Source organism: Streptococcus sp. E29BA (assembly GCF_041807805.1).
Lineage (GTDB): Bacteria > Bacillota > Bacilli > Lactobacillales > Streptococcaceae > Streptococcus > Streptococcus entericus.
This window is the reverse complement of record NZ_JBGTZA010000014.1, coordinates 16,236-34,385: the sequence shown is the minus strand read 5'-3', so window position 1 is coordinate 34,385 and position 18,150 is coordinate 16,236. Positions and strand designations below refer to the sequence as shown.

Sequence of the window (18,150 nt, the reverse complement as noted above, 5' to 3'; positions counted from 1 at the left end):
GCATTTTGACTGAATGTGAGTAGGTCAGAAGGTTTGGCTAACCTTACTAGCTACATAAGGGACAGAGTCTTTTGACCTGTCTGAAAAAAGGTGGTACCACGAGCTTTCGTCCTTTGAGATGAAGGCTTTTTTTCTTTTTGATAGTTTCTAAAGTAGTCCGAGATGGTAAGTAAACTAGTCTGGAAGTCTGTTTCTGAGAATGCTAAATTTCAGACTTCATTCGTGAGTTAAGAAGTATTGAGAGGCTTGCCTACCAAGGCTAAACCACTGATATAGCTGACCACAACCAAACTATCTCCTAGTCGGATTGCCCTTTAGGGCTCATCGACAATCGTGTAAAGCAACAGAAAGTGAGAACATTATGAAATTAAAAGAAACCCTTAACCTCGGTCAAACAGCCTTTCCTATGCGGGCTGGGTTGCCGACAAAAGAGCCTGAATGGCAAAAAGCTTGGGAAGAAGCCAAGATCTACCAACGCCGTCAGGAGTTAAATGCAGGAAAACCTGCCTTCCATCTCCATGATGGTCCTCCCTATGCTAACGGGAATATCCACGTTGGCCATGCTCTCAATAAGATTTCCAAGGACATCATCGTTCGTAGCAAGTCCATGTCAGGTTTTTCTGCTCCGTATGTTCCAGGTTGGGACACGCATGGTCTGCCGATTGAGCAGGTCTTGTCCAAACAAGGCGTTAAACGCAAGGAGTTAGATCTTGCTACTTATCTCGAAATGTGTCGTGACTATGCCCTGTCGCAGGTGGACAAACAACGAGAGGATTTCAAGCGTCTGGGCGTATCTGCAGACTGGGACAATCCTTATATCACTTTGACACCAGACTTTGAAGCCACTCAGCTCCGTGTCTTTGGTGCGATGGCGGACAAGGGCTATATTTACCGTGGTGCTAAGCCTGTCTATTGGTCATGGTCATCTGAGTCTGCTCTGGCAGAGGCAGAGATTGAATACCACGACCTCGACTCGACCTCGCTCTATTATGCCAATAAGGTCAAGGACGGCAAAGGCGTGCTGGATACGGATACCTACATCGTGGTCTGGACAACGACCCCATTTACCATCACAGCCTCTCGTGGCTTGACTGTCGGACCGGACATGGACTATGTGGTGGTACAGCCAGAAGCTTCTTCTAAAAAGTACCTCCTTGCTGAAGCCTTGGTTGACAAACTGGCAGACAAGTTTGGCTGGGACAGCTTTGCTATTATACAACAGCATAAGGGAGCAGAGCTGGAGTATATCGTGACCGAGCACCCGTGGGATGCCCAAGTGGATGAGCTGGTGATTCTGGGTGACCATGTGACGACCGAGTCTGGTACAGGTGTCGTCCATACGGCACCGAGCTTTGGTGAGGATGACTACAATGTCGGTGTCAAGTACGGTCTTGAGGTCTATGTGACGGTTGACGAGCGTGGGCTGATGAATGAGCTGGCGGGTCCTGATTTTGAGGGGCAGTTTTATGACAAGGTCGTGCCGGCGGTTGTGGAGAAGTTGGGTGATTTGCTTCTTGCCAAGGAAGTCATCAACCACTCTTACCCATTTGACTGGCGGACCAAGAAGCCGATTATCTGGCGGGCAGTACCGCAGTGGTTTGCTTCTGTGTCTAAATTCCGTCAGGACATCCTGGATAATATCGAGAAAACGACCTTCAACCCAAGTTGGGGTAAAACCCGCCTTTACAACATGATCCGTGACCGTGGGGATTGGGTGATCTCCCGTCAACGAGCTTGGGGTGTCCCGCTACCGATTTTCTACGCCGAAGATGGCTCACCAATCCTGAGCAAGGAAGTCACTGACCACGTGGCAGACCTCTTTGAAAAAGAAGGTTCGATTATCTGGTGGAAGCGTGATGCCAAAGACCTCCTGCCAGCAGGCTTTAGCCACCCAGGCTCACCAAACGGGGAGTTTACCAAGGAAACCGACATCATGGACGTCTGGTTTGACTCTGGTAGCTCTTGGAATGGGGTGATGAATGCCCGTGACAACCTTGCCTATCCAGCGGATCTTTACCTTGAAGGCTCAGACCAGTACCGTGGTTGGTTCAACTCGTCTCTAATCACTTCTGTCGCTGTCAATGGGCATGCGCCGTACAAGAGCATTCTCTCTCAAGGTTTTGTCCTTGATGGTAAGGGCGAGAAAATGTCCAAGTCCAAGGGCAATATTATCTCGCCAAACGATGTCGCTAAGCAATACGGGGCTGAGATTCTCCGCCTCTGGGTGACTTCGGTTGATACCTCAAACGACGTGCGGGTATCGATGGACATCCTCGGTCAGGTGTCTGAAACCTACCGTAAAATCCGCAATACCTTGCGTTTCCTACTGGCTAATACCAGCGATTTCAATCCTGCGACAGATACAGTCGCCTTTGATGACCTTCGTAGCGTTGACCAGTACATGACCGTAGCCTTTAATGCGCTTGTGGCAACTGTCCGTGCGGCCTATGACAGCTATGATTTTATGACCATCTATAAGAGCGTGGTCAACTTCATCACGGTTGAATTGTCCGCTTTCTATCTGGATTTTGCCAAGGATGTGGTCTATATCGAAGCGGAAAATAGCACAGCGCGTCGCCAGATGCAGACAGTCTTCTACGATATCTTGGTGAAGCTGACCCAGCTCTTGACCCCAATTTTACCGCACACCGCAGAGGAAATCTGGTCTTATCTGGAGCACGAGACCGCAGACTTTGTTCAGCTGACCGACCTGCCAGAGGCGGTTGAATATGACAATAGCGCCGCTATTTTAGCAGCGTGGACCGACTTTATGGACTTCCGCACCAGAGCCCAAAAAGCCTTGGAAGAAGCCCGCAATGAGAAAATCATCGGTAAATCGCTAGAAGCCCACCTTACGGCTCAAGTGACAGCCAGTGAAAAAGCAGCGCTGGAAGCCCTCAACTGTGATCTAGCCCAGCTTCTTATCGTCTCCAAGCTAACCCTTGTAGAAGCTACTGAAAACAACTTTAGTGTCGAGCGTGCTGCAGGTGAGGTCTGTCAGCGTTGCCGCCGCATTGATGAAACGACCAAAGAGCGTGCCTACGGTGCCACCATCTGTGACCACTGTGCCGCTATCATCGAAGCTGAATTTCCAGAAGCAGTCGCAGAAGGATTTGAAGGGTAAAATAAATAAAAATCAGAGAAATATTATTTCCCTGATTTTTGATATTAGATAGTAACTTTTTACAACACAATAGTTGCCTTGTTTATTGGTAAATAGAAAAATTTAATAGCTTTCTTCTTCGCGAACAGTATAAAATTGCCTGTTTGGTGACTCGAAACTAAAGTTTTTATAAGGTAGTTCGTTTAAGTCACTCACCGCTGGACTAATCGTTTTGACAAGTTGGTAAACCATCTCGATGTTATGAGTGAAAAAGAGCAAATTAGGCTGATTACCAAGCAACTCTGGCGAATACTGTTCAATGAAAGCTGTAGAATAGACCACAAAACTAGTTTGGCTATCCGGTGAGATTTTCATTTCAAATGTCGGAAACTCTAAGATGATATCTTCTTTGACAATGATAAATCCCATCTTACTCCAAAAATTTTTTTCGGCTTCAACATCTGCCACATAAATCATGGTTTTGTATGGATTATTAAACATCATTTCTCCTTTAATCTAGTAAAACTGTCGGTAAACATAAGGATTTTCTGGTGGTGATATGGCAGAGCTTTCTGTGATATCTAAGGCGGGCAGGTAAAAATCTAATCTTTGATTGTAAGCTTTAGTTAGCTGACCACTCACTTGTATCCAAGTATTATCATCATAACTCATTTCATTGCCTTTTGTCAAGAGACCATAAACACCCGAATCAGCGATGCAGTGAATAATGCCAAACCGAAAGAGATACTGCTGCCCTTCGGCTTCGGGGTCCTTGTAGACAAAACCTGAGTAACTGATTGTTTTCCCCATAAAGTAATCTGGGAAAAGGTAAATTAGCTCCATGACTTCCATGTAATTGTCATTGGTAATCGTAATATGGTTTCTCTGCTGGTAGCGCGAGAGGCTCTTTGCCATCTGGAGCTCGTAATTCTTTTTTGTAAAAAATAAGCTAGTATCTGGCTTTAAATACTGAATATCTGTACCATCAGCGCTTTGCAATTGGCTATCCGCATCAACTTCTGCCGCCAAGGGGAACTGATAGCCTTTGCTAGCGACGGTAGTGGCATCAAGAGTGACTGTTGGAATGAAAAAACCAATAAGTAAAGGAATAGCTAAAGTCAGCAGACTTCCCCAGCCCAGCTGTTTATGCTGATGCTTATCTAACTGTTTAACCCATATTATGAGTTGCACCACAGCTAAAATGAAGGAAATTCCCATTGACAAAAAGGCGAGATAAGTGTAGCGGGTATTGATGTATTGATCCAGTTTACCAGTCCAGTAAAGGTACATCCCCAACTCACAGTAACCTGCTAGAATAATAAAACGTTTCATCCAATGACCTCCAAGATAAGACAGTAGATTAAGACAACTCCCCCAGAAACACCGATAAATTGCCCAATGAAGCGCTTTTTGAAGACCCGAAACATGAGTAAGAGATTTTTTATATCGATGATTGGTCCAAAAAGTAAAAATGCAATAACAGGAGGAAGTCCAAAATTTGACATCAAGGAAGCCCCAATAAAGGCATCTGCTTCTGAACAGAGCGACATGACAAAAGCTAGCAGCATCATCAAGAGAATCGCTATCAGCGGATGATTATCAATAGCAAAGAATAACCGAGTAGGGATATAGATTTGCATGCTTGCGGCCAATAAGGCTCCAAAAACCAAGTAACGACCGACATCGAAAATCTCGTCAATAGCATGTGCCAGTGCGGCAAATACTTTTTGTGCGACACTTAGCTGACTATAGTGGTGTAGGTGGGGGATTTCTGCTTGCTTGTCTAGAATATCAGGTTCAAGAACAAAGCCAAGTAAAAGCCCCAAAACAATAGCGACCAGACTTGAGCCCAAGAAACGCAAGAACATGATCCTAAAAGAATGCCCGAAAGCCGAGTACGTTGCAAATAAGACGATGGGGTTAATAACAGGAGCTGTCGCCATAAAGGGAATAGCAGTGTAACTAGGGACCTTTTTTTTGAGAAAACGACCAACAATCGGCACAATACCACACTCACACGATGGAAAAACAAAACCGATAAAGGTACCAAAGATAATGCTAAGCACTTTGTTTTTTGGCAACCAAGATTGAAGACGGTCAGGGGTGACAAAGACATCGATAAAACCAGACAAAATAGCGCCTAAAAAGACAAATGGCAGAGCTTCAATAATGATTGATAAAAAAATGGCAAATAATTGTAAGACTGAATGGGGAAGTTGAGAAAAAATGGTCATAAAATGGACATCTCCTAGCCTCCTTATAATGATTAAACCTATTATACACTAAAAAAGGCTTGTTTAGCTAATAAAAGTTAAACTACTGAGAGAACACAGGGTCGAAAAGAACTATTAAAACGGATGAATGGACAGGTATCATGAATGCTGTTTTTTCTGCTTGAGTCAAAAGGAAGAGTATGCTATGTGAGGAATATTGCTTATTAGGACAGCTAACCTGATGGCAAGCGACAGTCAACGATTCAGCTTGTGGTAAAATAGGGGAGATTATTTTCAGATAGGATTTTGTTTGACAGGACTTATTTAATCTGCTAGACTATTGTTAATACTAGACGGAGGTAAGAGGACGTGAACAAGTAAGTCTACTGATAAGTGTTATCTGGTAGGTTTTCCTAGTTTGACTAGGCTTGTTTGTGCGTCCATAGAGTGCCTCTTTTGGCATGATTTTTGACGTATTCCCTACTGGATAAGTAGGGAATTTTATGTTGAGACACACCAAAGGAGGAACGATGTTACAACTGAAAGATGTTACTATTACCCATAAAAAAGATTTACAAGTTATTGTTGAAAACCTATCCTTAGTTGTCAATCCTGGTGACAAACTAGCTATTATCGGTGAGGAGGGGACGGGTAAATCAACCTTAATTCAAGCAATACTTGCCTCTCATCTCACTGAGTCTTATGCTGATGTGACAGGGCATATCAGCAGTCACTTTAACCGTATCGGCTATCTTCCGCAGAGGTTGCCTGAACAGTTGCTAAACCAGACAGTGACAGATTTTATTTATGCCGATATGGCTATTGAACAATTTGATTTTGCTCTTTTTTGGAAGTATGTGGAACGTTTTGATTTACCGATAGAGCGTTTCGAGGAAAAGCAGGAGAGCCTGTCTAGCTTATCTGGCGGTGAAAAAATCAAGTTACAACTTCTCAAGATATTAGTTGGGAATCCTGATCTGTTGGTGCTTGATGAACCAAGTGGAGACTTGGACTTGGCAACCTTGATTTGGTTAGAAGATTTTATTCGACAAACAGATAAGACAGTTATCTTTATCTCTCATGATGAAGAATTATTAGCCAGAGCAGCCAGTCACATTCTTCATTTAGAATTAGTAAAAAAACGCCGTGAGGCTCGCTGGACACTTTATAAGGGGACCTATGATAACTATAAAAAAGAGCGTAGCGAAGCCCTAACAAAACAGCTTCAGGTTGCCACCAAACAGCGAGATGAGTCTGCCAAACGCCTCATGAAAAACCAACAACTGCAACAACGTGTTGAGCATCAGCTGCGTCAGACTAAAAATGATGTCGCTGGGCGTCTTTTAGCTAAGAAGATGAAGTCGTTGAAATCTCAGGCGAAGCGATTTGACCGAGAAAGTCAAGAATTTATAGATTTTCCTGAGGACACGGATAGCATTAACCTTTTCTTTTCTGACGTTACCCCTCTTCCAAAACAAAAAAAACTCTTGTTCTGGGAACACAAGCCTTTATTGACAGGGCAATGCCTTAGTTTGAGCTTACGAGGGCAGGATAGGCTTGCTATTATCGGAAAAAATGGTGTCGGTAAGACAAGATTGCTGATGACTATTAGAGATGAACTGATTGAGCGAGAACATCTTTCAGTGGGCTATATGCCGCAGGACTACCATCAAATCTTGCCAGAACAGACGTCCGCCTTAGAGGTATTAACAGAGCGAGTGAGCGAAGAGGCGGCTAGAAGCCTGTTGGCTAGCCTCCAGTTCACGAGACAGGAAATTCAGCATGCTGTCGGTGAGCTTTCTGGCGGACAAAAGGCCAAACTTTGTCTTGCGAAAATGGTCTTAGAGAAAAACCAGATTATTTTGCTAGATGAACCGACTCGGCATTTGTCTCCGACATCTCAAGAAGAGTTTAGAAGACTCATACAAGCTTATCCGGGTGCCATTATTGTCGTGACGCACGATAGAGCTTTGCTAAACGCTCTGGACTGGCAACTATTAGATTTGGAACATCATTAAAACGGTTGGGAAGTCCAACCGTTTGCTTAGGTATTATCTTGTTTCAATCGCTCGCGCTCCAAACGCAGTTTACGGTTGGGGTTGAGCGTGTTGAACAGCTCCTCTAATTTTTCAGCTGTCCAAACATCAGCAGCTGACACAAAATTACCATTCTTGTCCTTAAAAGATATCGGTTTATCGCCCATGCTTGACCCTCCCTTGATAAGATTTTAGCACAAGTTATTTTGCCATTTACTCAATGAAAAACGAGACGATGAGCGAGAATTTCAGCCAATATATTTGCCATAGCATCAGTCAAAGGAGCCTTTTTTGCAAACAAATCTCTCATTGCTCTTGTTTTTTAGGCAACGCGCTTGATTAGGTTGTTACAGCCTTTGTTTATTTTGTCGCTTCTAGGCTCGCTCTCCAATTTTTAGGCTCGGGTTGATAAGGTCCCACGAAGCCCTACTCGCTTTTTCATTTTAGGGCGAGTAGCTGAAAGAGTCCACTGGACTCTTTCACTAATCCACAAACTCGAACTCAAAGTTGCCGATGCGGACGGTATCACCGTCTTTGGCACCGCGTTCTCGGAGGGCTTCATCGACCCCCATACCACGCAACTGGCGGGCAAATTTCATGATGGATTCGTCGCGTTCCATGTTGGTCATGACAAAGAGGCGTTCCAGTTTTTCACCAGACAGCACCCAAGCCGCATCGTCGTCACGGCTGATGTCAAATGGTCTCTGATCTTCGGTGAAGCCGTAGTAGGCTTCCTCATCCAACATCTCGTCCTCGTTGTAAAGGAGAAACTCGTCTGTCTTGGCCAATAAGTCAGCGGTTGCCTCTAAAAGAGCATCCAACCCCTGATGAGCAATCCCTGAAATTGGAAAAATCTGTGGTAACTCATCAAATTCATCGTAGTTGGCAGCGAGTTGCTCCTTGAAGAGAGCCAGATTGTCCTCAGCCTCTGGCATATCCATCTTGTTGGACACAATAATCTGAGGTCGCTCCATGAGGCGCAGGTTGTAGGTCTCTAGCTCCTTGTTGATGGCGACGTAGTCCTCATAGGGATCTCGCCCCTCACTAGCAGACATGTCAATCACATGAAGAATGACGCGTGTCCGCTCGATGTGACGGAGAAACTGAGTACCCAAGCCCACACCCTGACTAGCACCTTCAATCAGACCTGGTAGGTCAGCCATGGCAAAGCTATCGCCAGACTTGGTTCTGACCATGCCAAGGTTAGGCACGATGGTGGTAAAGTGATAAGCCCCAATTTTAGGCTTAGCTGCAGAAACCACACTGAGCAGGGTTGATTTGCCGACGGACGGGAAACCAACCAGACCAACATCAGCCAAAATCTTCAATTCCAGCTCGAGGTCTCGCTCTTCACCAGGCTCACCATTCTCAGCAATCTCTGGTGCAGGGTTGCGTGGTGTTGCAAAACGAATGTTACCACGCCCTCCGCGACCGCCTTTGGCAACGATAAATTCTTGACCGTGTTCGACCAAGTCTGTGATGACTTTGCCAGTCACTGCGTCCTTGATGGTCGTTCCTTGAGGAACACGCACATAGAGATCCTTAGCGCCCTTGCCGTGCATGCCCTTGGTCATGCCTTTTTCGCCGGATGGAGCCTTAAATTTGCGGTTGTAACGAAAATCCATCAGGGTCCGCAAGCCTTCATCAACGATGAAAATCACATCGCCCCCACGACCGCCATCACCGCCCCAAGGACCGCCATCTGGCACGTATTTCTCACGGCGAAAAGCCACCATTCCATCACCACCACGTCCAGCTTTAACGCTGATTTTGGCAGTATCTAAAAACATACTCATAGTTTAGTTATTCTTTCTTTAGTTGAAGTCTGGTCGGACAAGTACAGCAAGTCTGAGTTTTGCTTCACTTGATGACTTAACTAATCTTGTTAAGCCAATCTGGTCTTTAGCGTGTCGAGCCGACAACTTTCTTGAGCTGTTGCTGCTCTGCTATTGTCCACACCAATGAAAAAACGCTGGGTAGCGTTTTAACGGATGGCTGAATAAGCGCTCAAAATCAAGCTCCCAATGGTTACTAGAACCATCAAAAGAACGACGAAGAGCGTCAAGCGTTCGAACCATGTTTTTTTACGTGGACCTTGATCACCAAAAGCCATGTGTCACCTCATTCATTGTTTACTATACTCTGCCATTTTACCATAATTTTAAAAAAATCGCAAAGCAAAATGCTAAAGTAGCCTCTTAAAATTGGGATATTCAAAGTAGGGAAGCATGGTTTTAGATTGACAAATCAAGGGATAATTGTATATACTAGAGATAAGAAAATCAGTTAACATAAGGAGGTTGGCATGGCAAGGATTTTGGTGACAGGGGGAACAGGCTATATCGGTTCCCATACCTGTGTGGAACTTCTAGAAATCGGGCATCAAGTGATTGTGCTGGACAATCTGCGTAATTCAAACGTTAAAAGTTTAGCTGTTGTTGAAGAATTGACTGGACAGCAGGTCACCTTTTATCAGGGAGATATTCGAGATGCGGAGCTCTTGCGCCAGATTTTTGAAAAAGAAGCGATTGACCATGTGATTCATTTTGCGGGTCTAAAAGCTGTCGGAGAGTCTTCACAGATTCCGCTGGACTATTATGATAACAATATCTCAGGGACAGTTAACTTGCTCAAGGTGATGGCAGATTATGGCTGCAAAAATATCATTTTCAGCTCATCGGCAACTGTTTATGGTAACCCTCATACCGTTCCAATTACGGAAGAATTTCCCTTGTCAGCGACCAATCCTTATGGTCGAACAAAGCTGATGTTGGAAGAGATTCTAACGGACCTCTACCATTCTGACAAGAGTTGGAACATCGTGTTGCTCCGCTATTTTAACCCGATTGGAGCGCATGTATCCGGTGATTTGGGAGAAGATCCACGTGGGATTCCAAACAATCTCCTGCCTTATGTTACCCAAGTGGCTGTTGGAAAACTGAAGCAAGTCAGTGTCTTTGGGGATGATTATGATACCGTTGATGGCACTGGTGTCCGAGATTATATTCATGTGGTGGATTTAGCTAAAGGACACGTTGCTGCTTTGAAGCGCCTAGCACCCGAGACCGGGCTATCGATTTACAACCTTGGGACAGGTCAGGGCTATTCAGTTCTAGAGATTATTCAACAGATGTCAGAAACAGTGGGTCGCGACATTCCTTATCAGATTGTGGCAAGACGTCCAGGGGACATTGCAACTTGCTATGCCAAGGTCGATAAGGCCAGTCGTGAGCTAGGATGGACAGCGACGCTTGGCATCAAGCAGATGTGTGATGACGCCTGGAGATGGCAGAGCAAACACCCTCAAGGGTTTGAAGACTGATGGATGATACAGGGCATTTTGTCCTGTTTTTCATCGTCACCGCTTGTTCGTTTACCAAAACCTCTCCTTGTGGTATAATTGAATATAAAACATCAACAGCTGTTGGAGGAGGTGGTTCGCCTGTTAACCAAGGAAAAAATTGCGGATATCAAGGCTAGTGTTAACATTGTTGATGTGATTAACGAGGTGACGCCGCTTGTTAAACAGGGGAGACAGTTTTTGGGGCTCTGCCCATTTCACAAAGAAAAGACACCCTCTTTCAACGTTTTGGAGGATAAGCAGTTTTATCACTGTTTTGGTTGTGGCAAGTCAGGCGATGTCTTCAAATTCTTGGAAGAGTATCGGCAAGTTAGTTTTACCGAAGCAGCTCACATTTTGGCGGAACGGGCTGGGATTCCTTTAGTCAGGCAGCAGTCGTTACCTCAGCAGCAATCACAGCACCCTCATCAACAGCTCTATGACATCAATCGCGATGCCGCTAAATTTTATCAGGCGGTTCTGATGACAACCACGCAAGGAGCAGCCGCCAAAGCTTACCTTGCTAAGCGAGGCTTGACAGATGAGTTGCTGACGTATTTTGGCATCGGTCTTGCGCCAGATGAGTCTGACTACCTTTATCAAAACCTATCCAAAAAGCATGATGAAAAAACATTGAGTGATTCAGGGCTATTTAACTGGAGTGAGGATCGTGCTTTTGATGCTTTTCGTGATCGGATTATGTTCCCTCTGCTTGATGATAGTGGTCGACCTATTGGATTTTCAGGGCGGATTTGGCGGGACAATGGCAGAGCGAATCAGCAGGCTAAGTATAAAAATACGCGTTCAACGCCCATTTTTAATAAATCCTATGAACTCTACCACTTAGATAAGGCTAAAAGCGTGGCGAAAAAAACAGGTGAACTCTATCTGATGGAAGGGTTCATGGATGTTATCGCTGCTTATCGGGCTGGGGTCACAAACGCTGTAGCGACCATGGGAACAGCTTTGACACCAGAACATATTGCGCACCTAAAGCCTTATATCAAGAAAGTCATTTTAGCCTATGATGGCGATCAGGCTGGGCAAGCTGCTATCGACAAGTCCTTAACTCTGTTAACCAATCTGACAACAGAAATTGTTCGACTGCCTGAACAGCTGGACCCTGATGATTTTTTACAAAAGCATTCTGAAGAAGAATTGGCCCGTTTTCTGACCCAATCCCGAATCAGTCAAGTAGAGTTCTATGCTCACTATTGGTTGCCAGATAATCTAGACAATCTTCAAGCCCAGATTGCTTATGTGGAGCAGATGGCACAGCTCATTGCTCGTGAGTCGTCAATCATAGCTCAGTCTAGTTACTGCCAATTAGTGGCGGATTTGCTGCCTGACTTTGATTATTTTATGGTTGAGCAAGCTGTCAATCAGCAGCGCCTACAGCAACCTGAGCCTAATCGGTCACCTGCTAAGCCCTTGCCTGCTAGCTGGCAGCAGCTTCCTCAAACTTCTTCGCAAAAAGGAGGGCTAGTCAGGGCTGAGCAACAGCTGTTTTATCGCTTATCGACTCAGCATCATCTCTTGCAAGAGTTCAGGTATAACGAGGATTTTGCCTTTGTAACACCCGCTCTTCAAACCTTATATGAGAACTTGTTGGCTGAGGAGGTGATTGACTCCCAGATGCTGTCTGAGCTTTCTGATGACAGTCGACAGGCCTATTATGATGTTCAAGCAGAACATTTTCCAGAGGTCATGCCCGAGGGTGAGATTGAAGAGTTGCTCTACTGGCGGCAACATTATTTGAGCCAGCAAGAACTTGCCCAGCACCAGCGTGCTGTTCGTGAACACAGTAAACAAGGGAATTTGCTAGAGGCAGAAGATGCTCTGGCAGCCCTCATCGCCCAAAAAAGGCGTTTAGAATAGGAGTTTGTATGACAAAACAACAAGACATTTCAACCTTTAACGTTCAAGTTGCAGAATTTATTCGTAAACATAAGGCAGCAGGGACAGCTGTAGACGATGTGGTCACTGAGCAGCTCGTGATTCCCTTTAGCTTGGATGCGGATCAGATTGATGACCTCTTGACAAGACTGACTGACGGTGGTCTTGCGATCACCGATAAGGAAGGCAATCCGTCAACTACCTACCAAATTGAAGAAATCAAACCTGAAGAATTGAGCGACGAAGAATTGCTTGGTAGTAATTCTGCCAAGGTCAATGACCCTGTCCGCATGTACCTCAAGGAAATCGGTGTCGTGCCGCTCTTGTCCAACGAAGAAGAAAAAGAACTGGCTCTCCTGGTTGCGGAAGGCAATGTCGAAGCCAAGCAACGTCTGGCAGAAGCCAACCTGCGTCTAGTGGTGTCCATCGCCAAGCGCTATGTTGGTCGGGGTATGCAGTTCCTCGACTTGATCCAAGAGGGCAACATGGGGCTCATGAAGGCCGTCGATAAGTTTGACTACGCCAAAGGCTTCAAATTTTCAACCTATGCCACTTGGTGGATTCGTCAGGCCATTACCCGTGCCATTGCCGATCAGGCCAGAACCATTCGGATTCCTGTTCACATGGTTGAAACCATCAACAAGCTGGTACGGGAACAACGCAATCTCTTGCAAGAACTAGGAACGGAACCGACACCTGAGCAGATCGCAGAGCGGATGGATATGACTCCTGATAAGGTGCGTGAGATTTTGAAAATTGCTCAAGAACCTGTGTCTCTTGAAACTCCAATCGGCGAAGAAGATGACAGCCATCTGGGCGATTTCATCGAAGATGAAGTGATTGAGAACCCTGTTGACTACACCACGCGCGTGGTGCTGCGCGAGCAATTGGACGAAGTCCTAGATACCCTGACTGACCGCGAGGAAAACGTGCTGCGTCTGCGCTTTGGGCTGGACGATGGCAAGATGCGCACGCTGGAAGATGTGGGCAAGGTCTTTAACGTGACCCGTGAGCGCATTCGTCAAATCGAGGCAAAAGCGCTACGCAAACTCCGCCATCCGTCCCGTAGCAAGCAACTCAAAGACTTTATTGATGAGTGAGAGTGAAACACACATCGGTAGCCTAAGGGAAGGGCTGGATGTCGTCGCCTTACCTCCGCAAGGCTCAAACAGTCAGGGAAGTGACTGTTTGAGGTTGGAAATGAGGGAAGCAATATTTCCCTCATTCTTTTAGGGTTTTCATAGCCTGTAGGGCGTAGAAAGTCCAGCCAACTACTGCGTCATGTTATTTGAGGTAGGCCTGTTTAGCTGATGATAGTCATGGTCTAGAACGATGTCATTATTCTAGAGAACCTTCTGAGCGATGAGCTTAGAAAGTTGGTAGCGAACCGAAGGTAGAAATTGTAACATTTTAGCGTTCAATTTCGTCTGACGAAAGTGTGGCGTTATCGCCTGTCACAACATTATCCGGATTACCCCGAAAAATGTTGGCTAGGGAACCCTTAGCGTTAGAAAGTGCGATTCATGTCAGAAAACCCTTGTACTGCTGAGCGAATCGAAGACAGCTTAAGACCTTAATTTATTCTTTTTGTGCCTGTTTTTTAGGAGTAGATATAATGATAAGCATACGCCCTATGTCTGTGTCTGATATTCCTCAGAAAGCTGCTATCCAATTAGCAATTTTTCAAGAGACCTATCAAGGTTTGGTTGGTGGTGACTACTTAAACTCCCTTAGTTTGCCTCAGCTCATGGAGCGCACGAGGGATAGATTAGACACTAAAACTACTTTTTTGGCCTGGCTGAATCAGGAGCCTATCGGTTTTATGACTTGTCGTCAAGTTTCGGCTGACGAGGGTGAGATTTCAGCGATTGGCATTCTAGCTTCACACCAGAAACAGGGGATAGGCACATTATTGCTAGAGGCAGGGATAAAGCACTTGTCAAACTGTTCAAAAATTTTTCTTTGGGTTTTGGCTGACAATCGCCGAGCTGTTGATTTTTACAACACTCAGGGCTTTACATTGAGTGGCAAGCAAAAAATATTAACAATGGGGAAGCCTTTGTTAGCTGAGGAAACGGTTAAGACACATTAGAAGAGGAAGAGGAAATGGCTTACACGGACCAAGAGATTGAAGACATCAAAAACCGCATTTTGCAGGCTTTAGAAGAGGTGATCGACCCTGAATTAGGCATTGATATTGTCAATTTAGGACTGGTTTATGAGATTCGCTTTGAGCAAAATGGCCGATCAGAAATTGATATCAGCTTGACGACCATGGGTTGTCCTTTAGCTGATTTGATTACAGACCAGATGTATGATGTGTTGAAAACCATACCAGAGGTGACCTCTTCTGAGGTCAAGTTGGTCTGGTACCCCGCCTGGTCACCTCAGCGCATGAGCCGTTACGCACGTATTGCTCTGGGAATAACATTATAAAGCTATGATAAAAATGAACCTACAGGTGACTTAGGTTCATTTTTTGTTGATCGTTCTTGAGATATTTAACGCATGGTGACAAATTCTTCTGCACCAGTTGGGTGGATAGCAACAGTGTTGTCAAAGTCTGTCTTGGTTGCTCCCATCTTAATCGCCACGGCGAAACCTTGAATCATCTCATCGACCCCATAGCCGATACCGTGAAGACCGACTACTTTCTCCTTGTCACCTGCCACAACCAGCTTCATCTTGCAAATTTGACGATGGCTGGTGACAGCGGTATACATGGAGGTGAAGGTTGAGGTATAGACTTTAATCTGGTCTTCTCCGTAGGTGTTCTTAGCTTCTTCCTCAGTTAAGCCGACAGTGCCGATAGCTGGGTGGCTAAAGACGACAGTGGCAACGTTGGTGTAATCTAGCTTCAATCCTGTTTGACCGTTAAAGAGGCGCTCAGACAAACGACGACCTGCAGCCACGGCAACTGGTGTCAGCTCGATTTTACCATTGACGTCACCTAGAGCGTAGATGCCGTCAATGTTGGTCTCCTCAAACTCGTTAGTCGCAATATAACCACGATTGTTGAGGGCTACGCCAGTGGCCTCCAGATTGAATCCTGAGATGTTTGGTTTGCGACCGATAGCCCAGATGAGGGTATCGACAGTGTAGCTCTGCCCATTTTCCAAAAAAAGTGTCAGGCTACCGTCGGCGTTTTTGACCACCTCTTTAGGCACAGAAAAAGTATGGAGGCTCGGACCGTTTTTAGCCATCTCCTCGACTAGACCGTCGATGATAAAGCTATCAAAGTTCCGCAATGGCGCGTGCTGGCGGACGAAGAGATGGGTCTCTGCCCCCAGGGCGTGGAGGACACCAGCCACTTCAACGGCGATGTAGCCTGCGCCAACAACTGCTACTCGTTTAGGCACGGCATCTAGCTCAAAGAAGCCATCAGAGGTGATGCCATACTCTGCTCCTGGTAGATCAGGAACGACCGCATGACCACCAGTTGCAATTAGGATATGGGGAGCAGTGTAGCGCTCACCGTTGGCTTCAACCGTATGGGCATCAATAAATTTAGCGTAGGCCTGAACTAACTCAACACCGTTGTTGTCAAACCCACGATCGTAAGACACATGGATACGGTCAATGTAGGCCTGGCGGTTAGCTTTTAGCGTCCCAAAATCAAAGTTGTTGGTCGTCACATCGAAACCGTAATCGGCAGCGTAGTGGTTGATGGCTTCGGCCACCTGAGCCCCATACCACATGACTTTTTTAGGGACACAGCCTAGGTTGACACAGGTGCCACCAATATCTTTTGATTCAAATAGGACAACCTTGGCACCGTGCATTGCAGCACGATTGGCAGAAGCGATACCACCACTACCTGCTCCAATCACGATGTAATCATATTCTTTTACCATGAGAACGTCTCCTTACTTTACTAATAAATCTACTTTAGCACAAAAAATCATCGCAGACAATTTTCTGCTACGATTATGATTGTTCATCTGTGGTTAGTCCATCTTTGTGGTCTGATTAGTTAAAGACATTGGCGTAGATGAGATTATCAGCATTGGACTGGAGATGGATGGGCTCAAAGACCCAACGATTGCCCTCGAGGACACTTGTGATGAACCGTCGGGATAAGGTTGAGGTGAAGGTATTATCTGTAATGGTTACCTGACCAACCTCTGACGAATGTTGACCGACGCTCCCGCCGTAGGCAATAATCTGACCGTCTGAACCGATATAGGGCAGGAAGTGATTGTTTTGAATTGTAATGTGGTTACTCACCAGTTGGTTAGGGTTGTTGACCTGATAATTTGGGTCGATAGCTTTTAGCATCCCACCATCCCATTCGCCATTGTTTGATGATGCGTCTAGCTGGATAGCTTCTGCAATAAAATTATGGATGCTACGGTTGCCAATTTCTGTGACAGCTGTTAGTTCGGGAGCGTAGCCTTCAAACACATTGTCCGAAAAGACGGCCTGTTGTACCCCACCGAGATCAAAAATATGGCTGGATAGTTGCTGTACCATGGTGAAGCGGTTATTAAAAATCTGCCAATCGTAGCCATGATTGGCCATGAGGATAAACTGATTGCCCTGTGTTAAATCTTTGGCTTCGACTGTTAGCCCCTGAATGGTAAAATGTGAGAGCCCATCGGTTGCTTCAGGGCCTGTTGTCAGCCCGAACCAGCGTGCTGAGCCGTCAACAACTAAGGTTGTGTCCTGACCACGGAGCTCTACATTTGAGGTCAAAGTAATATAATCTGTCTCAGGGGTTTGGCTTCCAATGGCGAAGCGACCAGGAGGAAAGAGCAAACGTGAGCTTGATTTTGTTTGGGCAGTATTCAAAGCCTCTTGTAGAATTTTGTTGTTTTCAGTGGCTGTGTTATCCTCACGAAACCCTAAGGTGGTCACCCAAACGAAATCTTCTTCAGCAAGGTCAGTTAGCTGACCGAGGTTTGGGAAAGTGGCATCATAGCGGTATTGCACCTTGCCATCAATCTCTTTGAGTTGGATACCGTTGACTTGTCCGTCTTCCTTTTCACCGTCTTCTGGATGATTGGCAATAGTCACTGTCTCACCGAGACGATAGGCGGTATCAATGGCACGTAATTGAGTTTCGGCGACCCCGCTCATCATCTTGCCTTGGTTATAGCTCAAATCATAGACAATCAGGTTATTCCCATCAATCGTTACTTTTTTACTGGAAATGACCTGCGCTATGTTATTTTTCAGGGTATCTAAGGGAGTGCCGTCGGTGTTTTTGCTGGCTGATTTAAGGAGAATAACCTGTTGCCCAACTGCAAAAGTAGGTTTTGGGTCTTGTAACTTGATTTGCCAGAGGGTTTTGACACTGGGGGTTTGCCCGTTCTCTATTTGACGAACGACATTGTAAAGGGTAAGTGAGCTGACAAGCAACAGGCTTAGTAAGGTGATGTTAAGAGTAACTTGTCGTCGTCTCCTGACGCGATTGATTCGTTTTGGCACATTTTCCTCCATAGATATAATGACCCTATTGTACCATATTTTAGGAGGTTATGACCGAAAAAGACAGTGACTTTTATCTGTTTGTTCAGTTTTTATCGTGATAACTTTTTAACTTGTTCTATGGCTTAATGT

The 18,150-nt window shown here is 45.5% G+C and carries 15 protein-coding genes; 7 read left to right on the top strand and 8 right to left on the bottom strand.

Annotation, left to right across the window (positions count from 1 at the left end; all coding sequences use genetic code 11):
* Positions 1-361 precede the first annotated feature (361 nt).
* Entirely contained in the window at positions 362-3,124 is a 2,763-nt protein-coding gene (gene ileS, locus ACERC8_RS04800; RefSeq protein ID WP_373658761.1) for an isoleucine--tRNA ligase, read from the top strand.
* Between the two features lie 102 nt (positions 3,125-3,226).
* Here the strand turns inward: ileS and ACERC8_RS04795 are convergent, their stop codons facing one another.
* From ACERC8_RS04795 to ACERC8_RS04785, 3 genes are read right to left on the bottom strand one after another with little or no spacing between them, the layout of a single operon-like run.
* Positions 3,227-3,604 carry a glyoxalase gene (locus ACERC8_RS04795; RefSeq protein WP_373658760.1) on the bottom strand — a complete coding sequence of 126 codons (378 nt, stop codon included), beginning with the start codon at positions 3,602-3,604 and terminating at the stop codon, positions 3,227-3,229.
* Between the two features lie 15 nt (positions 3,605-3,619).
* Positions 3,620-4,435 (bottom strand): TIGR03943 family protein, encoded by an 816-nt coding sequence (locus tag ACERC8_RS04790; RefSeq protein ID WP_373658759.1) that lies wholly within the window; start codon positions 4,433-4,435, stop codon positions 3,620-3,622.
* Positions 4,432-5,337, bottom strand: a complete 906-nt coding sequence (locus ACERC8_RS04785) for a permease (protein WP_373658758.1) — start codon at positions 5,335-5,337, stop codon at positions 4,432-4,434. Before ACERC8_RS04785 ends, ACERC8_RS04790 begins: the two co-directional genes overlap by 4 nt.
* 509 nt (positions 5,338-5,846) lie before the next feature.
* Here ACERC8_RS04785 and ACERC8_RS04780 point away from each other — a divergent pair.
* Positions 5,847-7,334 carry an ATP-binding cassette domain-containing protein gene (locus ACERC8_RS04780; RefSeq protein ID WP_373658757.1) on the top strand — a complete coding sequence of 496 codons (1,488 nt, stop codon included), beginning with the start codon at positions 5,847-5,849 and terminating at the stop codon, positions 7,332-7,334.
* A 26-nt stretch (positions 7,335-7,360) separates the two neighbouring features.
* Here ACERC8_RS04780 and ACERC8_RS04775 read toward each other — a convergent pair whose 3' ends face one another.
* The 3 genes from ACERC8_RS04775 to ACERC8_RS04765 all read right to left on the bottom strand — a co-directional run bounded on the left by ACERC8_RS04775 (position 7,361) and on the right by ACERC8_RS04765 (position 9,465).
* Positions 7,361-7,519, bottom strand: a complete 159-nt coding sequence (locus ACERC8_RS04775; RefSeq protein WP_373658756.1) for a hypothetical protein — start codon at positions 7,517-7,519, stop codon at positions 7,361-7,363.
* Between the two features lie 315 nt (positions 7,520-7,834).
* On the bottom strand, positions 7,835-9,148 hold the full coding sequence (gene obgE / locus ACERC8_RS04770; RefSeq protein WP_373658755.1) for a GTPase ObgE: 1,314 nt from the start codon (positions 9,146-9,148) through the stop codon (positions 7,835-7,837).
* 188 nt (positions 9,149-9,336) lie between these two features.
* Positions 9,337-9,465, bottom strand: coding sequence for a DUF4044 domain-containing protein (locus tag ACERC8_RS04765; RefSeq protein ID WP_018367432.1), 129 nt, complete (start codon positions 9,463-9,465; stop codon positions 9,337-9,339).
* Positions 9,466-9,657: 192 nt separating this feature from the next.
* Here ACERC8_RS04765 and galE point away from each other — a divergent pair, with 192 nt between their 5' ends.
* The 5 genes from galE to ACERC8_RS04740 all read left to right on the top strand — a co-directional run bounded on the left by galE (position 9,658) and on the right by ACERC8_RS04740 (position 15,024).
* Positions 9,658-10,674, top strand: a complete 1,017-nt coding sequence (gene galE / locus ACERC8_RS04760) for a UDP-glucose 4-epimerase GalE (RefSeq protein WP_373658754.1) — start codon at positions 9,658-9,660, stop codon at positions 10,672-10,674.
* Positions 10,675-10,785: 111 nt separating this feature from the next.
* On the top strand, positions 10,786-12,570 hold the full coding sequence (gene dnaG, locus ACERC8_RS04755) for a DNA primase (protein ID WP_373658784.1): 1,785 nt from the start codon (positions 10,786-10,788) through the stop codon (positions 12,568-12,570).
* An 8-nt stretch (positions 12,571-12,578) separates the two neighbouring features.
* Positions 12,579-13,688, top strand: a complete 1,110-nt coding sequence (gene rpoD / locus ACERC8_RS04750) for an RNA polymerase sigma factor RpoD (protein WP_373658753.1) — start codon at positions 12,579-12,581, stop codon at positions 13,686-13,688.
* A gap of 515 nt (positions 13,689-14,203) precedes the next feature.
* Positions 14,204-14,680, top strand: a complete 477-nt coding sequence (locus ACERC8_RS04745) for a GNAT family N-acetyltransferase (RefSeq protein WP_373658752.1) — start codon at positions 14,204-14,206, stop codon at positions 14,678-14,680.
* Positions 14,681-14,694: 14 nt separating this feature from the next.
* On the top strand, positions 14,695-15,024 hold the full coding sequence (locus ACERC8_RS04740) for a metal-sulfur cluster assembly factor (RefSeq protein WP_373658751.1): 330 nt from the start codon (positions 14,695-14,697) through the stop codon (positions 15,022-15,024).
* Positions 15,025-15,089: 65 nt separating this feature from the next.
* Here the strand turns inward: ACERC8_RS04740 and gorA are convergent, their stop codons facing one another.
* Both gorA and ACERC8_RS04730 read right to left on the bottom strand, forming a co-directional pair.
* Positions 15,090-16,442: a glutathione-disulfide reductase gene (gorA, locus tag ACERC8_RS04735; protein WP_373658750.1), complete on the bottom strand. Its 1,353-nt coding sequence runs from the start codon at positions 16,440-16,442 to the stop codon at positions 15,090-15,092.
* Between the two features lie 115 nt (positions 16,443-16,557).
* A complete protein-coding gene (locus ACERC8_RS04730; protein ID WP_373658749.1) occupies positions 16,558-18,018 on the bottom strand; it encodes an HlyD family secretion protein in 1,461 nt (486 codons plus the stop codon).
* Positions 18,019-18,150 lie beyond the last annotated feature (132 nt).

Excerpts from the sequence above, each read along its gene's own strand:
- ACERC8_RS04765 (WP_018367432.1), bottom strand. The coding sequence starts at position 9,465 with ATGGCTTTTGGTGATCAAGGTCCACGTAAAAAAACATGGTTCGAACGC.
- gorA (WP_373658750.1), bottom strand. The coding sequence starts at position 16,442 with ATGGTAAAAGAATATGATTACATCGTGATTGGAGCAGGTAGTGGTGGT.
- ACERC8_RS04795 (WP_373658760.1), bottom strand. The coding sequence starts at position 3,604 with ATGTTTAATAATCCATACAAAACCATGATTTATGTGGCAGATGTTGAA.
- ACERC8_RS04775 (WP_373658756.1), bottom strand. The coding sequence starts at position 7,519 with ATGGGCGATAAACCGATATCTTTTAAGGACAAGAATGGTAATTTTGTG.
- obgE (WP_373658755.1), bottom strand. The coding sequence starts at position 9,148 with ATGAGTATGTTTTTAGATACTGCCAAAATCAGCGTTAAAGCTGGACGT.
- ACERC8_RS04780 (WP_373658757.1), top strand. The coding sequence starts at position 5,847 with ATGTTACAACTGAAAGATGTTACTATTACCCATAAAAAAGATTTACAA.
- ACERC8_RS04790 (WP_373658759.1), bottom strand. The coding sequence starts at position 4,435 with ATGAAACGTTTTATTATTCTAGCAGGTTACTGTGAGTTGGGGATGTAC.
- rpoD (WP_373658753.1), top strand. The coding sequence starts at position 12,579 with ATGACAAAACAACAAGACATTTCAACCTTTAACGTTCAAGTTGCAGAA.
- galE (WP_373658754.1), top strand. The coding sequence starts at position 9,658 with ATGGCAAGGATTTTGGTGACAGGGGGAACAGGCTATATCGGTTCCCAT.
- ACERC8_RS04745 (WP_373658752.1), top strand. The coding sequence starts at position 14,204 with ATGATAAGCATACGCCCTATGTCTGTGTCTGATATTCCTCAGAAAGCT.
- ACERC8_RS04740 (WP_373658751.1), top strand. The coding sequence starts at position 14,695 with ATGGCTTACACGGACCAAGAGATTGAAGACATCAAAAACCGCATTTTG.
- ileS (WP_373658761.1), top strand. The coding sequence starts at position 362 with ATGAAATTAAAAGAAACCCTTAACCTCGGTCAAACAGCCTTTCCTATG.
- ACERC8_RS04785 (WP_373658758.1), bottom strand. The coding sequence starts at position 5,337 with ATGACCATTTTTTCTCAACTTCCCCATTCAGTCTTACAATTATTTGCC.